Here is a 15,477-nt window from a genome sequence, read left to right as displayed (position 1 = left end):
TTCGCCGCTTCAGACGTTACCAGTTCCCGTTCTACGCAATAAGTAGTATACTTTCACCATCCTTTTACTAAAAAAAGAGGCCTCTCCATCGCCTGGAAGAGGCCTCTTTTCATATGGCAACCATGCATCCATTCCTAGATGTTGGTCTCCATGAGAATCATTCCCCGATCGGGAGCACCTCAACTCGATCCCACCGCACCATTCCGACGATTTTCGGCCGCCGCCGAAAATCCACTATTAGAAAAAACACCCCGACTCGAGCGACAGGAACATCATTAAATAAGTCGATCAAAGACGGCTTCCAAACATAGAAAAATGGGTAATGGTACTTTATAATGACAGCAAAGGCCCTGAGAGGGAGGTATACGAATGACGTCTTCTAAGGATATACGTTGGAAACAGCGCTTTGAAAACTTTGAACGATCATATAAACGTTTAAATAAATATGCCAGTGGCAGCATAACTAATGAACTTGAACGGGCGGGCATCATCCATTTTTTTGAGATGACGTTCGAACTCGCATGGAAAGTACTTAAGGATTACTTGGAAAAAGAAGGATTTATTGTGGACAGTCCACGCCAAGCCATTAAACAGGCCTTTCAAATGGGCTTGATTGACGACGACCATATATGGATGGAGGCATTGGAAAAACGCAATATGACCGTACACACATATGACGAAGAGACGGCAAAAGAACTGACAGAGGACATTGTAACGTCTTTTTTGCCAGCGGTGAGAACATTATACCGCACATTATCGGAGGAATGGTAGTATGTTTGGCCTACGGGAACAGGATATGGCACTCATTACTCAAACGATCACACGCTTTGAGACAATAGAATGTGCCCTGATTTTCGGAAGCCGCGCTTTAGGCAATTATAAAAAAGGTTCAGACGTCGACATCGCCGTTAAAGGGGGCGAGGTGACCCGAAATACGGCGGCTGGTTTAAGTGAACGATTAAATCACGAGTCCCCGCTCCCCTATTTTTTTGATGTTGTGCATTATGAGAGTATGACCAATGAACGACTTCGACACCACATCGATCATAACGGTATTGAAATTTATAAAAAAGACACCTTATTGCATGAAAACTCGCCAACGTATCATTCTGCTTCCGACGATTAACCCCCATGGTACGAGGTATGTCACCTTTTCGAATGACTCTTTTCCGATGATTTTCGGCGGCCGCCGAAAATCTACCATTCTAAAACCCACCACTCGCGCGATAATTGACTAAGGTCGCGCAACTCCACCCAAAAGTTGCGCAGTAATCGCTCAACTCGCGCAACAACCGCCCGACCTCGCGCGACTCGCCCCTCAACTCGCGCAACTCCACCCAAAAGTTGCGCAACTCAGCGCCCAACTCGCGCAGCTCCGCCCTAAACTCGTGCGACTCACCTCCCACCAAATCGCCCACCGCACCCATACCGATGATTTTCGGCGGCGGCCGAAAATCTACCATTCTAAAACCCACCACTCGCGCGATAATAGGCTAAGGTCGCGCAGCTCTGCCCGAAAGTTGCGCAGTAATCGCTCAACTCGCGCGACAACCACCCGACCTCGCGCGACTCGCCCCTCAACTCGCGCAGTTCCACCCAAAAGTTGCGCAACTCAAGCCCGATCTCGCGCAGCTCCGCCCCAAACTCGCGCAACTCCACCCAAAAGTTGCGCAGTAATCGCCCAACTCGCGCAACAACCACCCAAACTCGCGCGACTACACACCCCCCAACACAAAAAATTTCAATCGACCGCCGCCAATCCTATGATTCTATGTTATAATACCGCTTGTAACTGTCGAATAGCGTCACTTACCACAGGAGGTACACGACCATGGAAGAAACGATCTCCCTCAAAGAAATATTTGAGGTGCTGAAAAAGCGCCTTCTGCTCATCATCTCGCTCGTCATCGGGGCAGCGCTGATTAGTGCTATCATTACATTTTTCGTATTAACGCCCGAATACGAAGCGAGCTCACAGTTCATCGTCAACCAAAAACAGCAGGAACCGACATCCGAATTTACCCGCAACGATATCCAGACGAATGTGCAGCTCATTAACACATATAATGTTATTATCAAAAGCCCCAACATTCTGGAAAGCGTGGTCAACGACTTGGGCTCGAATCTGTCCACATCGCAGCTTTCCAACAAATTAAACGTCCAGAGCGCGGAGAACTCCCAAGTGGTGACCGTCACCGCAACCGACCCGGATCCTGAACAAGCGCGCGACATCGCCAACACGACCGTGACGACGTTCCAGCAAGAAATTCCCGGCATCATGAACGTCGATAACGTCAGCGTCCTGTCACAAGCGGAAGTGGGTCCCGACCCGTCGCCCGTCAGTCCGAAACCAGCACTCAACATTGCGATAGCGATCGTACTCGGCGGCATGGTCGGCGTCGGTGTGGCGTTTCTGCTCGAGTATCTGGACAATACGATCAAAAACGAATCCGATATCGAAAACACACTGGGCGTCCCGGTACTCGGTGTGATCAGCCACATGAGCGACGCCGACACCCGAGCGGTCGAAACCACGTCAACAGCAAAGCGAGGTGCAAACCATGGCACGCAAACGCAAAAACGGTCAAGCCAATAAACGCAAGTCGAGACAACTCATAGCCAAGGAAAGGCCGAAATCACCCATTACCGAGCAATACCGGACCGTCCGGACAAACCTTGAGTTCTCCTCCATCGACACGGAGTTAAAAAGTTTTCTCATCACCTCACCCGGTCCGGCTGAAGGCAAAACATACAGCGCCGGCAATCTGGCAGTCGTTTACGCGCAGCAAGGGAAAAAGGTGCTGCTCGTCGATGCCGACATGCGCAAACCGATGACACACTACATGTTCCGTCTCGATAACTTGACCGGTCTCAGCAATGTGCTCGTCGGGGACACACCACTCGAGGACGCCGTATCGGATGCCGGCGTCGAGCATCTGGACGTTTTAACGTGCGGCCCGATTCCGCCCAATCCGTCCGAACTGCTTGGCTCGCAAAAAATGGAAACGTTCATCGAGGACGCCAAGCAAGCGTACGATATCGTCCTGTTTGACACGCCACCGGTGCTCGCGGTGACCGACGCCCAGATTCTTGCCAATATGTGTGACGGCTCAATGCTCGTCGTCCGCAGCAAAAAAACCATCACCGACGCAGCGGAAAAGTCCGTGGACGTGCTGAAAAACGCTACGGCCAAATTTCTCGGCGCCATCGTGAACGACGTCGATAAAAAGAAAGCGAACTACTATTATTACTACGATAACCATTAAGCGGCCGGGAAAAACGACACCCATCCTATCGACAGACGACCCATGGCCAAACCGCTCGCACGTTCTCGACCGCTGCGCTGCTCGTCGTGTTGCACGCACCAGCACGCCCAGCAACACCCAGCTCGTCGCATGATGGAGTGCGCGACTGAATAGAATGAACCACGCCTGAATGAACACAGACAAAGGGGTGGAAACCATGATGGATATTCAAACGCATATTCTGCCCGGGTTCGCTGATGGGCCGCAGACGATCGAGGAAACGATCCAAATTGCTCAAACCGCAGCCGATCATGGCATCGACACCATCATCGCCGCACCGCATGTCACCCGAGGCACCGACCGCAACGAATCGGAGGACATCCTCGGTGTGACCGAATTCTTGACCAACCACATTCACCAACAGGGCATCGCACTGGACATCCGGCCGGGACAGCACATCCTTATGGACACGGATGTGCCCGCTGATCTTGAACACGGCTTGTTGCTGGGGCTCAACGAAACAAAATACGTCTTGCTGGAACTACCCGCGGATCACCTGCCACCGTTTGCCCTGCAACGTCTGTTCGACGTGCAGATGAGCGGCTACGTCCCGGTTATCGCCCATCCAGAAACACACCCCGGCATCCGCGAGCAGCCCGGTTTTCTTTACGACATGGTCAAAAACGGCGCGCTCATCCAGACCGATGCCGCCAGTCTGAGCGGAAACAACGGCAAACGCATTAAAACGTTCACCCGCCGCATGCTGAACGCCCATCTCGTACACCTGCTCGCATCCAACACCGTGTCCGCGACAACCGATCAACTCGCGAAAGTCTATCAAACGCTGGACGAATCAACCGCCGCCATGCTCCGCGACAACAGCGAGCAGCTCGTCCATAACCGGCCGATTGCCAAAGACGCACCATCCCGGATCGAGACACGCGGAATTGGTAAACTTTTCCGATAGTCTTGTCTAGTAAACTCGGATTCTGTTATACTAAAACCTATTAACAACACGATTTCACGCACGCCAACCGGTTCGATAGAGGAGACGTTCACTCGCACTGATAAGACGCACGTAGACACAACAGGTTCGAACCAGCGCAAGCGTCACCCCAACGAACCGAGCCAAGCCAGAAGGGAGGGATCGTCGTGATCGATATCCATTCGCACATATTGCCGGGCATCGACGACGGCGCGGACACGCTCACCGACAGTCTCGCCATGGCGCGGGAGGCGGTCCGTCAGGGGATAACGGCCATCATCGCCACCCCACACCACCGCAACGGCTATCACCACAACGCGGGGCCCGACATCATCCGCTATACCGACGACGTGAACGACGCCATCCGGCACGAAGGCATACCGCTCACCGTCCTCCCAGGACAGGAGACACGCATCAACGGCGATATGCTAACCGAGCTCGCGGGCGGCGACGTCGCAACACTTAACGGCACCAAATACGTATTCGTCGAATTCCCGTCCAACCATGTGCCGCGCTACGCCGAGCGGATGCTGTTCGACATCCAGCTCGCCGGCTACATCCCGGTCATCGTCCATCCCGAGCGGAACACCGCCATCAACGAGGACCCGTCCATCCTATACGACCTCGTGGACAAAGGCGCCCTGACCCAGCTCACAGCCGCAAGTATCGCCGGCACATTCGGCAAAAAGCTGCAAACATTCGCGCATGACTTGGTTGAAGCCAACTTGACGCATTTCATCGCATCCGACGCCCACAACACGACAACGCGCGGCTTCGTCATGAATGAAGCGTATCACGAACTCGGCCAGCAGCACGGACGCGAGGCAGTGTATACGTTCATGGGAAACGCCCAGCTGCTCATCGACGGAGAAACCGTCCACAAAGACGAACCGGAACCGATTAAAAAGAAAAAATTTCTCGGCCTATTTTGACGCGTGTGCCGACCAGCACGGCCACCAGACTCATGACCGGCCAAACCATCTATAACCCATCAACCCATGGAAGGAGGCCTTTATGTGACCTACCGAACACGCCTGACCTTGCTCGTACTGCTTGATTCAGTTATCGTCAGCACCGCTATTTTCATCGCTGCCTGGGTCGTCTACCCGCAAATATCCATATGGCAACTTGACGCTATAGTCATCAGTTCGTTATCGCTTTTATTCTTTCATCATCTATTCGCGGCGCTGTATAAGTTGTACAACAAAGTATGGGCCTACGCGAGCGTTGGTGAACTGCTCGCTATCGTTCAAGCCGTTACCCTGTCGATAATCGCTGCTGGCATCGTGCAGTTTCTCGTCAACGATTTTTCACTGTATAGCCGTGCGTTACTGGTTACATGGTTCTTACATATCATCCTGATTGGCGGCTCCCGCTTCGCCTGGCGCATCTACCGCGATCGCTACATCGCCGGGGACAAGGGTAAAAAACGCACGCTCATCGTCGGCGCGGGGGCAGCCGGCTCGATGATTGTCCGCCAGCTGCACAACAGCCATGACGGCGACAATGACTTGCTGCCGGTTGTATTCGTCGATGATGACTTGACGAAACAGCGCATGGAAATTTACGGTGTGCCCGTCCTTGGACGGATGAGGCATATCCCCGAGCTCGTGGAGGAGCACCGGATTGACCACGTCGTCATCGCCATCCCGTCGCTTGCCAATGGCGATCTGAATGCGATACTCGACTACTGCAACCAGACGAGCGCCAAAGTGCAAATGATTCCGAAAATCGAAGACCTGATGACCGGACGTGTCTCGGTCAGCAACCTGAAAAATGTCGAGGTGGAGGACTTACTCGGACGCGACCCGGTGGAGTTGGACATTGATACGATATCGGAATATGTAACGGGGCAAACCGTCATGGTCACCGGTGCCGGCGGATCGATCGGCTCAGAGCTGTGCCGCCAGCTGATGGCGTTCACACCGGGCAAAATTGTCCTTGTCGGGCACGGCGAATTCAGCATTTATAACATTAATATGGAACTGAAAGACACATACCGTGACACCGACATCGACATTGTCCCAGTGATCGGCGATGTGCAGGACCGCCACCACATGTTTGCCGTCTTAGAAGAGCACCAGCCGGCGATTGTCTATCACGCCGCCGCACACAAGCACGTGCCACTGATGGAATACAACCCGCACGAAGCGGTCAAGAACAACATCGTCGGCACGAAAAATGTGGCCGAAGCAGCCGATACGTTTGGCGCTGACAAGTTCGTCCTCGTCTCAACCGATAAAGCGGTCCGCCCGACGAACGTCATGGGCGCCACTAAACGCCTGGCCGAAATGATCATCCAGGACGTGAGTCAGCGCAGCCGGACGACATTCGCCGCCGTCCGCTTCGGCAACGTCCTCGGCAGCCGCGGCAGTGTCATCCCGCTCTTCAAAAAACAAATCGCCAGCGGTGGCCCGATCACCGTCACCGACCCGGAAATGACGCGCTACTTCATGACGATACCGGAAGCATCCCGGCTCGTCATTCAGGCCGGGACACTCGCCAGAGGCGGCGAAATCTTCGTCCTCGACATGGGCGAACCGGTCAGAATTGTTGACCTCGCCCGCAACCTGATTAAACTATCCGGCTACACCGAAGACGACATCGGCATCCAATTCAGCGGCAAGCGGCCAGGTGAAAAGATGTATGAAGAACTGCTTAGTGACGAGGAAGTCCTGCCTGGGGAAGTGTATGAGAAGATTTACGTTGGGCGGACTGGGCAAGTGGATGCAACGCTCATTACCAACTTGATCGACACACTGCCCGAGACGAACCCAGAGCAATTGAAAGACGGCATTATGGATATTGTCTACATGGAACAAACACCGATGACAGCAAAAGGGTCTTAAGCACGTTAAAAAGGTGCCAAGCACTTTACTAAATCTCTTTTGTCGTCAAGTGCCAGACACCCGGGGAAAGTGCCAAATCAAACAGAGGGGGTTAAACGAAATATGAAAACCGTTAAAAAAGCGATTATTCCAGCAGCCGGCCTCGGAACACGCTTCCTGCCGGCAACGAAAGCCATGCCGAAAGAAATGCTTCCGATTGTCGATAAACCGACGATTCAATACATCGTCGAGGAAGCCATCGAATCTGGTATTGAAGACATTATCATCGTGACAGGGAAGCATAAACGCGCCATCGAGGATCACTTTGATAATAACTTCGAACTCGAAGACAACTTAATGAAAAAAGAAAAGTTCGAGCTGCTCGAAAAAGTGAATCACGCATCCAATGTCGATATTCACTATATCCGGCAAAAAGACCCACAAGGACTGGGGCACGCCGTCTGGTGCGCCCGCAAATTTATAGGCGATGACCCATTTGCCGTTCTGTTGGGCGACGACATCGTTGAATCCGACACCCCCGGTCTAAAACAATTAATTCAGCAATACGAACAAACCGAACGATCCGTTATCGGCGTGCAGCAAGTACCAGATGATGCCACCCATCGCTACGGCATCGTCGACCCAAGTGCCCAGGAAGACCGCCGGTACAAAGTCGATCACTTTGTCGAAAAGCCCGAACAAGGAACCGCACCATCGAACCTGGCCATCATGGGCCGTTACGTGCTCACACCGGAAGTCTTCAACCATCTCGATAAACACGAAATCGGTGCCGGCGGCGAAATCCAGCTCACCGACGCGATTCAAAACCTGAACAAGGAACAGGACGTGTATGCGTATGATTTTGAAGGTACACGGTTTGATGTTGGGGAGAAATTCGGGTTTATCAAAACAACGCTGGAGTATGCGATGAAAGATGCGGATATTGGGGAAGGCGTGAAAGCACTGGTTGAAGAGTTGGCGGCTCGGCAGCGTGTGAAGAACTAGGACAGACCAAGTAAGCCCATCATTTCATCCAATCGTTTAGTAGTTTAGCAGTTGATTGGATGTTAACGGACATCCAATCAGCACCTAAGCTACTGAAGAATAAGCTTCAAAGGAAAAGGAGTACTTGGACATGACAGAAAAAATACTTCTTTCATCGCCACATATGAGTGATGAAGGCTATGAAATGCAATATGTACAGGAAGCCTTTGATAAGAATTGGATTGCCCCTCTCGGTGAAAACGTTAATGAGTTTGAAAACGAACTCGCTGCAAAAGTTGGTGCAAAATCTGCCGCCGCCCTGTCTTCGGGTACAGCAGCTATTCATTTAGCCTTAAAAGCAGCGGGAGTAGGCGAAGGAGATATTGTATTTTGTCCAAGTCTTACATTCTCAGCAACGGCTAACCCGATTATTTATCAAAATGCCACGCCGGTTTTCATTGATAGTGATTATGAAACTTGGAATATGAGTCCTGAGGCATTAGAGGAAGCCTTTGAAAAATATCCTGACGTAAAAGCAGTTATCGTCGTTCATCTGTATGGGTTATCTGCTGACCTTGATAAAATAGTAGACGTGTGTAACAAACACAACGTTGTATTAATAGAGGATGCTGCTGAATCGTTGGGAACGTATTACAAAGGACAGCATACTGGGACATTTGGAGATTATGGCGTTTTCTCATTTAATGGAAATAAAATTATCACGACGTCCGGTGGTGGCATGCTCGTTTCTGCTAATGATGAACGAGTAGAAAAAGCTAGATTTTGGGCAACTCAGTCCCGAGATAAAGCTAGACACTATCAGCATAGTGAATTAGGTTATAATTACCGTATGAGCAATGTCGTCGCTGGAATCGGCAGAGGACAGCTCAAAGTCCTTGAGAAACGCGTGGCACAAAAGCGACTTATATACGAAACCTATAGACAGGAGCTAGGAAGCTTGGATGGTGTCCAATTTATGCCAGCCAATAAATGGGATGAACCCAATCGCTGGCTGAGTGCCCTCACATTACATGGTCAGATAAGGCCACTCGATGTGATCGAAGCACTGGAAAAAGAAAATATCGACTCCAGACCGATTTGGAAGCCAATGCACTTGCAGCCATTCTTTAATGATTATGATTTCATCGGTGACGGCGTGGCTGAAAGACTCTTTGAAAATGGGTTATGTCTTCCTTCAGATACGAAAATGACCGAAGAGGATTTGGGTAAGGTGATCAAAACCATAAAAGGATTGTGGTCATAATGAGCAATTCAAAGGCTGGTTTCTACAGAAAGTTTATAAAGAGGTCAATGGATTTCATATTATCATTAATTGCAATTATAATCCTTAGCCCGTTTTTTTTCATTGTTGCATTGTTAGTTAGAGTTAAACTTGGAAGTCCAATTTTATTTAAACAAGACCGCCCAGGGCTGAATGAGGGACTTTTCACCATGTATAAATTTAAAACAATGACAGATGAAAAAGATAAGGATGGCAACTTGCTTCCCGATGATGTTAGACTGACGAGATTCGGTAAAACGTTGCGTTCTACATCTCTTGATGAACTCCCGGAACTCTTTAACATTCTTAAAGGGGATATGTCTATTGTTGGCCCAAGACCCTTACTGGTACAGTATTTACCGCTTTACAACCAATATCAAAAACGGCGTCATGAAGTAAGACCGGGTTTATCGGGGTTGGCGCAGGTTAGTGGTAGAAATGCAATCCATTGGGAAGATAAGTTCGATCTAGACGTGCAGTACGTGGAAAATGTAAGTTTTCTTGATGATTGGAAAATCATCTTTTCTACTCTAAAAAAGGTTTTTGTTAAAGAAGGAATTAATTCGGAAACAGCAGCAACCATGGAGTATTTTAAAGGTAATAAGGTAGGGGACAATGATGAGTGAAATAAATGTATTTATCTTAAGTGCCGGAAGACGTGTAGAACTGGTGCAATGTTTTCAACATGCTACAAGAAAACTTGATGTTAAAAGTAATATAGTGGCTGGCGATTGCTCTGATACTGCCCCAGCATTATACTTTGCCGACAGAACGTATAAGTTGCCTCGTATTAATGAGGATAATTATATTAGTTCAATTATAGATGCATGTAATCAAGAAAACATTTCTTTAATTGTTCCTACCATAGATACGGAATTATTATTACTAGCGAAGAATAAAAATTATATAGAAGAGAAAATAAAAGCAAAAGTAATGATATCTGATTATAAAACTGTTGAGATATGCAGAAATAAAATCAACACGCAGAAGTTTTTGGAGGAAAATAACTTTGGGATTCCAAAAATGTATACAGATGAAGAAGTTAAAAACGGTGATCTCCAGTTCCCGCTTTTTATTAAACCCAAGTCCGGAAGTTCCAGTATTAACACATTTAAAGTGAATAATAATGAAGACTTAAATATTTATAAGGATGTTATAGAAGAGCCTGTAGTTCAGGATTTTATGGAAGGCAAAGAATATACAATTGATGCGTTTTTAGACTTTGATAGTAATATTATTACGATTGTTCCCAGGTTGAGGATAGCCACTCGTAGTGGTGAGATTTCTAAAGGCAAGATTGTCAAGGATAGGGAGATTATCGATGATGTTATTAAATTAATGGGAGTGTTAAAGCCTATAGGACATATAACTGTTCAATTAATGAAGACAAAAAAAGGAATAGAATATATTGAAATTAACCCTAGATTTGGTGGCGGGGCACCAATGAGCATTAAGAGCGGTGCAGACTCTTGTGAAAATCTTTTTAGGTTGCTAATGGGTGAAAAACTAGGGTATAACGAAAATTTCAAGGACGATTTAACGTTTTTAAGATATGATAGTAGTATTTGTTTAAACGATGATATGGAATTAGTCTAATGGTTAAAGCAATCATATTTGATTTGGACGATACTCTGATTTCCGAACGAGGATATATAAAAAGTGGGTATTACCACATAGCTAGACTATTAAGTAATAGATATAACGAAGATGAAGAAAAACTATATAATCTATTAAGTGAACTTTTTAATGATAATCCCCGTTATATTTTTAATAGACTATTTGACAAATTGGGAATTGCATATACCAAAAGTGATATACTGGAGATGGTGAATGAATATCGGAATCATTCTCCAAGAATAAGCTTTTATAGTGATGTATTACCATTCATTAATTTGTTAAAAAAAAGATATATTAAAACCGGTATTATCACTGATGGCTACGCAAATGCTCAACACCAAAAATTAAAAGCTGTACAGGCCAATAATCATTTTGATGAAATAATTGTAACTGATGACTTAGGAAAGAACTATTGGAAACCACATCCTATGCCGTTTGAGATAATGAAGGAAAAACTAAATGTATCATTTGATGAGATGGTATATATTGGTGATAATCCGGAAAAAGATTTTTATATAAGCAATATATATCCTATTAAGGCTGTTAGGATTATTAGAAATGATTCTGTTTATAAAAATGCATCATATTATAAAGCCGTACAAGCATCATTTAAAATTAATTCCTTATCCGATTTGAACACCCATTTGATAGGAGAAAAATAGTGAATATTTTACAATTATCGAAGCATATGAAAGATTCAGGTGTTAATTCGCATATTATTCAATTATCGCGCATACTGACCTTGAAAGAACATAATGTGATAGTTGTATCGTCGGGAGGCCCACATGTAAAAGAGTTGGAAAGTAACGGAATCAGGCATATTCATATACCTTTTATAACAAAGAACCCTATTATTGCACTAAAAAATTTATTTAACCTTATTAGGATAATACGTAGAGAAGGCATAGATATAGCACATACTCATTGGCGTTCAACAGGTCTTTACATTAAATTATCATCGATTCTTACAGGTATTGACTTTGTATGGTCTAATCACTTAAATCAAATTCCATCTAGCTGGTTATATAGAATTTTTACATTTAGCGGAAAAGGCGCATTAACGGTTTCAAGTGACATGTTACCTATGCTACATGAAAGATTAAAAATTCCAAGGAGCAATTCACATGTAGTTTTTAATGGTGTTAATTCGGAGCAGTATATTCAGTATTCAGTTGAAAGAAAGTATGAAATAAAAGAACTATATAAGATTAAAGATCATAAAGTCATTTGTCTACTTGGCCGACTATCAAGGGTGAAAGGCCATTTATATCTATTAGAATCTTTAGGAAATATGATTAAAAATTCAGATATCGATATATCACAGTTCAAAGTATTATTTACTGGTGATGGTCCAGGTGAATATAAAAATGAAATTATTCAAAAAGCTAAATCACTGGGGTTAATAGAAAATATAGTTTTTACCGGTTATGTGAACCCTGTGGATATTTTAAACATTTCTGATTTAATGGTTTTGCCAAGTCAAAATGAAGGCTTTCCTATTGTCTGTGTAGAAGCTTTTGCTATGAAAGTACCCGTGATTCGATCAAAAACTGGTGGGTATTCTGATATGAAAGATTATTGTATTGGTATAGATTATGGTGACTCTAAAGCACTTAGTGAATCGATTTATGATATCCTGACTAATGAAAGCAAGGTTGCGGAAATGGTGAATGAAGCCTATTGTTTTTATAAAGAAAATTTGACGTCTGAAAAAATGACAGAGAAAGTAATTAAAATTTATAATGAATAGTTATCTAGCTTCTAAAACCTACTTGAACTAATACAGAATAATGGAATTTTACAAAGTTACTCATAGATTGAAGCACTATGGAGGAAAGTATATGGAGTTATTCTATAAAGTGTTATTTTATTTAAGTGGATTTATTATATTTTGGGCAATGATAGGGTATCCAATATCTTTGAAGTTAATTGGGGTTTTATACAAAAGTAGAACTTTAAAAAAGGACTATTCCCATTACCCTGAAGTAACAGTAATGGTAGTTGCACATAATGAAGAAAAAGTGATATTGGATAAACTTCAAAATATTTTAAAGTTAAATTATCCTCAAGAAAAAATTGAATACTTAATTGCTTCTGATAATAGTACCGATAAAACCAATAATATAGTTAGGCAATTTATAAAAAAGCATCAGTGTAAAAATATTCGACTTTTTGAAACGAAGGATCGTAAAGGAAAAACAAATGCTCAAAATGAAGCAAAAAAAAATGTTACAACTGAGTATTTGGTAATGACCGATGCTAATTCTATAATGGAGAAAGATTCCGTTAGAGAACTCATGGCTGCTTTCACATCAGAAGATATTTCATATGTTTCAGGAAGACTATCAATAATAAATCAGGAATCAAGTGATATTAGTGGTGCAGAAGCGAGCTATTGGGATAATGATATGTCTATTAGAGAAATAGAAGGAAGAATACAAACTATTACGGCAGGTAACGGTGCATTATATGCCTGCAGGACTAAAGATTACTATGCATTTGATCCAATTCAAAGTCACGATACTGCAATGCCACAATTTTATGCATTGCAAGGGAAAAGAGCAATTGCCAACCACGATGCAATAGCTTATGAGAAAGCTGGGGAAAGCATCGGAGATGAATTTAGCCGTAAGGTAAGGATGAATAGACTTATTCTCAAACATATCCTACCGGATTTAAGGATACTGAACGTATTTAAATATAGGTGGTTCTCATATTTTTATTTTGGACATAGGACATGTAGATATTTATTATGGATATCTCATTTTTTTCTATTTATTTCTAATGCTTTATTAATACCAGAATCATGGCTGTTTACAGTGGTATTTATGGGACAAATATTGTTTTATATTTTGGGATTGGTTAAATTAATTACCAAATCAGATAATAAATATTTATCTTTGGTATACTATTATTGTGTCACGATAGCTGCACAATGGGTTGGTGTTTATAACATTATTACTGGAAAGGCAAAGTCTGTCTGGGAGAAGGCGGAAAGTACAAGATAATATTAAGAATTACCTTTCACCCCTCTGTAGAGAAAAATAAATAGAATTAATGTTAATTTTAAGCCTATTTAAATAAATTGGAACAAATAAAAGATAAACTTAACGAATTGCGGTGGCTTAATATGGACTTGGAATTATTAATATCTACTATGCATCTGAATGACTATAGTATACTTGAAAAAATGAATATACAATCTAAAGCAATAATAATTAATCAGTGTGACGAAAATAAGCATGAGGAGTTTTATTATAATGGCAATCCAATAAAATTCCTATCTTTTGCTGAACGAGGCGTAGGCCTTAGCCGTAATAATGCTTTGATGAGATCAACTGGAGATATATGTTTAATGGCTGATGAGGATATGATTTATGTCGATAATTATAAAGAGAAAGTAATTAATGCTTTTAAAAGAAATCCTAAAGCAGATATAATTATGTTTAATGTTCCAATTCACAAAAAAGATGGTCATACTATTGAAAAAGTAGAAAAAGATGGTCGTGTTAGGTTCTACAATGTATTGAAGTATGGAACAGTTAATATTGCGTTCAGAAGAGAAAGTGTTACTAAAAATAATCTTTTTTTTAGCCTATTATTCGGAGGTGGCGCATGTTACGGATCCGGTGAGGATAGTATCTTTATTGTAGAATCTATTAAAAAAGGTTTGAAGATCTACTCTTGTAAAGATGTAATTGCTGAAATTGAGGAAAATGGTTCAACTTGGTTTGAAGGCTACAATGAAAATTATTTCTTTGATCGTGGGGCTTTATTTCAAGCAATAGGTGGAAATGCTTTCTCACTTTTTTTAATAACTCAGTTTTTACTACGTAAAAGAAAATTATATGTGAATGAACTGAGAACTAAAGAAGTATTCAAGGAGATGATTAAGGGGCGTAAAGATTTTATAAAGAAAGGCAAAGCTACGTAATATTCATATGGATGAAAGTAAAATAAATTAAATATCAAATTGTGATTACCTTTAGTTAGTGGATGATTATAACCATGAAGCGATATTACTTTATTGTCACACCTAATTAGGGTCTACTGAACATGCAATATAAGCAAGTTTAAATCACTTATATACGGAGTGCTTGAAGATTTTCTTTCGAAAAACCTGGCAGTATAAGCAATAAAAAAGTCAAAAAAGAACCCCGGAGGATCTTTCCGATATTCATTAGAAGCAGACTGAGCGAAATGGCGGTCTCACTGGTTTTCTGAAGACATGCTGAAATAAGGCCCAGCCCATACCGGCGCTTGCCTTCTCAGAATTTGCCTTCGATCGTATTTCGCTCGGAAGCATCTTGTCGCTCTACCTGCTTATGCATCGCGTTAAGTTGTTCGTCTTTGGATGGTCGTCCCAGTTTGGGGCCACTCAGGCGGATGCCGCGTTCCTGACAGTAACTACGATTTTCCCGTGTCCGATAAATGGTGTCAGCTAAAACAGCTCCGGATAGTAGCCATAACGGGCTTTATACTGCTCGATTGATTCTTTCAGCCGCTTTCCTTCGTGATAGGCATCCCATGACAGGA

The 15,477-nt window shown here is 44.0% G+C and carries 16 protein-coding genes and 1 pseudogene; 15 read left to right on the top strand and 2 right to left on the bottom strand.

The features are described 5' to 3' along the window. Positions 1-369 precede the first annotated feature (369 nt). On the top strand, positions 370-771 hold the full coding sequence (locus ABDZ72_RS04840) for a nucleotidyltransferase substrate binding protein (RefSeq protein WP_343751505.1): 402 nt from the start codon (positions 370-372) through the stop codon (positions 769-771). Between the two features lies 1 nt (position 772). Continuing rightward, positions 773-1,126, top strand: a complete 354-nt coding sequence (locus ABDZ72_RS04835) for a nucleotidyltransferase domain-containing protein (protein ID WP_343751504.1) — start codon at positions 773-775, stop codon at positions 1,124-1,126. 79 nt (positions 1,127-1,205) lie between these two features. On the opposite strand, the gene ABDZ72_RS04830 is transcribed toward ABDZ72_RS04835, so the two are convergent. Beyond that, on the bottom strand, positions 1,206-1,463 hold the full coding sequence (locus tag ABDZ72_RS04830; protein WP_343751503.1) for a hypothetical protein: 258 nt from the start codon (positions 1,461-1,463) through the stop codon (positions 1,206-1,208). Between the two features lie 368 nt (positions 1,464-1,831). On the opposite strand from ABDZ72_RS04830, the gene ABDZ72_RS04825 reads away from it, so the two are divergent. The 13 genes from ABDZ72_RS04825 to ABDZ72_RS04765 all read left to right on the top strand — a co-directional run bounded on the left by ABDZ72_RS04825 (position 1,832) and on the right by ABDZ72_RS04765 (position 14,875). Continuing rightward, complete coding sequence (locus ABDZ72_RS04825) at positions 1,832-2,596, top strand: YveK family protein (RefSeq protein ID WP_343751502.1); 765 nt, start codon at positions 1,832-1,834, stop codon at positions 2,594-2,596. Next, positions 2,562-3,266, top strand: a complete 705-nt coding sequence (locus ABDZ72_RS04820) for a CpsD/CapB family tyrosine-protein kinase (RefSeq protein WP_343751501.1) — start codon at positions 2,562-2,564, stop codon at positions 3,264-3,266. Before ABDZ72_RS04825 ends, ABDZ72_RS04820 begins: the two co-directional genes overlap by 35 nt. Before the next feature lie 196 nt (positions 3,267-3,462). Beyond that, positions 3,463-4,212: a tyrosine-protein phosphatase gene (locus ABDZ72_RS04815; RefSeq protein WP_343751500.1), complete on the top strand. Its 750-nt coding sequence runs from the start codon at positions 3,463-3,465 to the stop codon at positions 4,210-4,212. A 185-nt stretch (positions 4,213-4,397) separates the two neighbouring features. Next, on the top strand, positions 4,398-5,162 hold the full coding sequence (locus ABDZ72_RS04810) for a tyrosine-protein phosphatase (protein ID WP_343751499.1): 765 nt from the start codon (positions 4,398-4,400) through the stop codon (positions 5,160-5,162). A gap of 84 nt (positions 5,163-5,246) precedes the next feature. Then, positions 5,247-7,079: a polysaccharide biosynthesis protein gene (locus ABDZ72_RS04805; RefSeq protein ID WP_343751498.1), complete on the top strand. Its 1,833-nt coding sequence runs from the start codon at positions 5,247-5,249 to the stop codon at positions 7,077-7,079. A gap of 102 nt (positions 7,080-7,181) precedes the next feature. Beyond that, positions 7,182-8,063 carry a UTP--glucose-1-phosphate uridylyltransferase GalU gene (gene galU, locus ABDZ72_RS04800; protein ID WP_343751497.1) on the top strand — a complete coding sequence of 294 codons (882 nt, stop codon included), beginning with the start codon at positions 7,182-7,184 and terminating at the stop codon, positions 8,061-8,063. Positions 8,064-8,193: 130 nt separating this feature from the next. Further along, positions 8,194-9,306, top strand: a complete 1,113-nt coding sequence (locus ABDZ72_RS04795) for a DegT/DnrJ/EryC1/StrS family aminotransferase (protein WP_343751496.1) — start codon at positions 8,194-8,196, stop codon at positions 9,304-9,306. Continuing rightward, entirely contained in the window at positions 9,306-9,950 is a 645-nt protein-coding gene (locus tag ABDZ72_RS04790; protein WP_343751495.1) for a sugar transferase, read from the top strand. Before ABDZ72_RS04795 ends, ABDZ72_RS04790 begins: the two co-directional genes overlap by 1 nt. Beyond that, complete coding sequence (locus tag ABDZ72_RS04785) at positions 9,943-10,920, top strand: ATP-grasp domain-containing protein (protein ID WP_343751494.1); 978 nt, start codon at positions 9,943-9,945, stop codon at positions 10,918-10,920. The genes ABDZ72_RS04790 and ABDZ72_RS04785 overlap by 8 nt, the downstream gene beginning before the upstream one ends. Further along, complete coding sequence (locus ABDZ72_RS04780; protein WP_343751493.1) at positions 10,920-11,603, top strand: HAD family hydrolase; 684 nt, start codon at positions 10,920-10,922, stop codon at positions 11,601-11,603. Before ABDZ72_RS04785 ends, ABDZ72_RS04780 begins: the two co-directional genes overlap by 1 nt. Continuing rightward, the gene (locus ABDZ72_RS04775) at positions 11,603-12,691 is read left to right on the top strand and encodes a glycosyltransferase family 4 protein (RefSeq protein ID WP_343751492.1); all 1,089 of its coding nucleotides are present in this window, start codon (positions 11,603-11,605) and stop codon (positions 12,689-12,691) included. The genes ABDZ72_RS04780 and ABDZ72_RS04775 overlap by 1 nt, the downstream gene beginning before the upstream one ends. A gap of 91 nt (positions 12,692-12,782) precedes the next feature. Then, on the top strand, positions 12,783-13,949 hold the full coding sequence (locus tag ABDZ72_RS04770; protein ID WP_343751491.1) for a glycosyltransferase family 2 protein: 1,167 nt from the start codon (positions 12,783-12,785) through the stop codon (positions 13,947-13,949). A gap of 122 nt (positions 13,950-14,071) precedes the next feature. Further along, on the top strand, positions 14,072-14,875 hold the full coding sequence (locus ABDZ72_RS04765; protein WP_343751490.1) for a glycosyltransferase family A protein: 804 nt from the start codon (positions 14,072-14,074) through the stop codon (positions 14,873-14,875). Between the two features lie 148 nt (positions 14,876-15,023). Here the strand turns inward: ABDZ72_RS04765 and ABDZ72_RS04760 are convergent. Continuing rightward, positions 15,024-15,477, bottom strand: a pseudogene (locus ABDZ72_RS04760) (transposase); the annotation flags it as partial.

This window comes from Lentibacillus halophilus (assembly GCF_039522485.1).
GTDB classification, from domain to species: Bacteria; Bacillota; Bacilli; order Bacillales; family Amphibacillaceae; genus Lentibacillus; species Lentibacillus halophilus.
This window is presented reverse-complemented; position numbering and strand designations above follow the sequence as displayed.

What these genes read in the sequence shown, in the direction of transcription:
- galU (WP_343751497.1), top strand. Translation starts at nt 7,182, where the DNA reads ATGAAAACCGTTAAAAAAGCGATTATTCCAGCAGCCGGCCTCGGAACA.
- ABDZ72_RS04835 (WP_343751504.1), top strand. Translation starts at nt 773, where the DNA reads ATGTTTGGCCTACGGGAACAGGATATGGCACTCATTACTCAAACGATC.
- ABDZ72_RS04790 (WP_343751495.1), top strand. Translation starts at nt 9,306, where the DNA reads ATGAGCAATTCAAAGGCTGGTTTCTACAGAAAGTTTATAAAGAGGTCA.
- ABDZ72_RS04765 (WP_343751490.1), top strand. Translation starts at nt 14,072, where the DNA reads ATGGACTTGGAATTATTAATATCTACTATGCATCTGAATGACTATAGT.
- ABDZ72_RS04815 (WP_343751500.1), top strand. Translation starts at nt 3,463, where the DNA reads ATGATGGATATTCAAACGCATATTCTGCCCGGGTTCGCTGATGGGCCG.
- ABDZ72_RS04830 (WP_343751503.1), bottom strand. Translation starts at nt 1,463, where the DNA reads ATGGTAGATTTTCGGCCGCCGCCGAAAATCATCGGTATGGGTGCGGTG.
- ABDZ72_RS04840 (WP_343751505.1), top strand. Translation starts at nt 370, where the DNA reads ATGACGTCTTCTAAGGATATACGTTGGAAACAGCGCTTTGAAAACTTT.
- ABDZ72_RS04780 (WP_343751493.1), top strand. Translation starts at nt 10,920, where the DNA reads ATGGTTAAAGCAATCATATTTGATTTGGACGATACTCTGATTTCCGAA.
- ABDZ72_RS04820 (WP_343751501.1), top strand. Translation starts at nt 2,562, where the DNA reads ATGGCACGCAAACGCAAAAACGGTCAAGCCAATAAACGCAAGTCGAGA.
- ABDZ72_RS04795 (WP_343751496.1), top strand. Translation starts at nt 8,194, where the DNA reads ATGACAGAAAAAATACTTCTTTCATCGCCACATATGAGTGATGAAGGC.
- ABDZ72_RS04770 (WP_343751491.1), top strand. Translation starts at nt 12,783, where the DNA reads ATGGAGTTATTCTATAAAGTGTTATTTTATTTAAGTGGATTTATTATA.
- ABDZ72_RS04825 (WP_343751502.1), top strand. Translation starts at nt 1,832, where the DNA reads ATGGAAGAAACGATCTCCCTCAAAGAAATATTTGAGGTGCTGAAAAAG.
- ABDZ72_RS04785 (WP_343751494.1), top strand. Translation starts at nt 9,943, where the DNA reads ATGAGTGAAATAAATGTATTTATCTTAAGTGCCGGAAGACGTGTAGAA.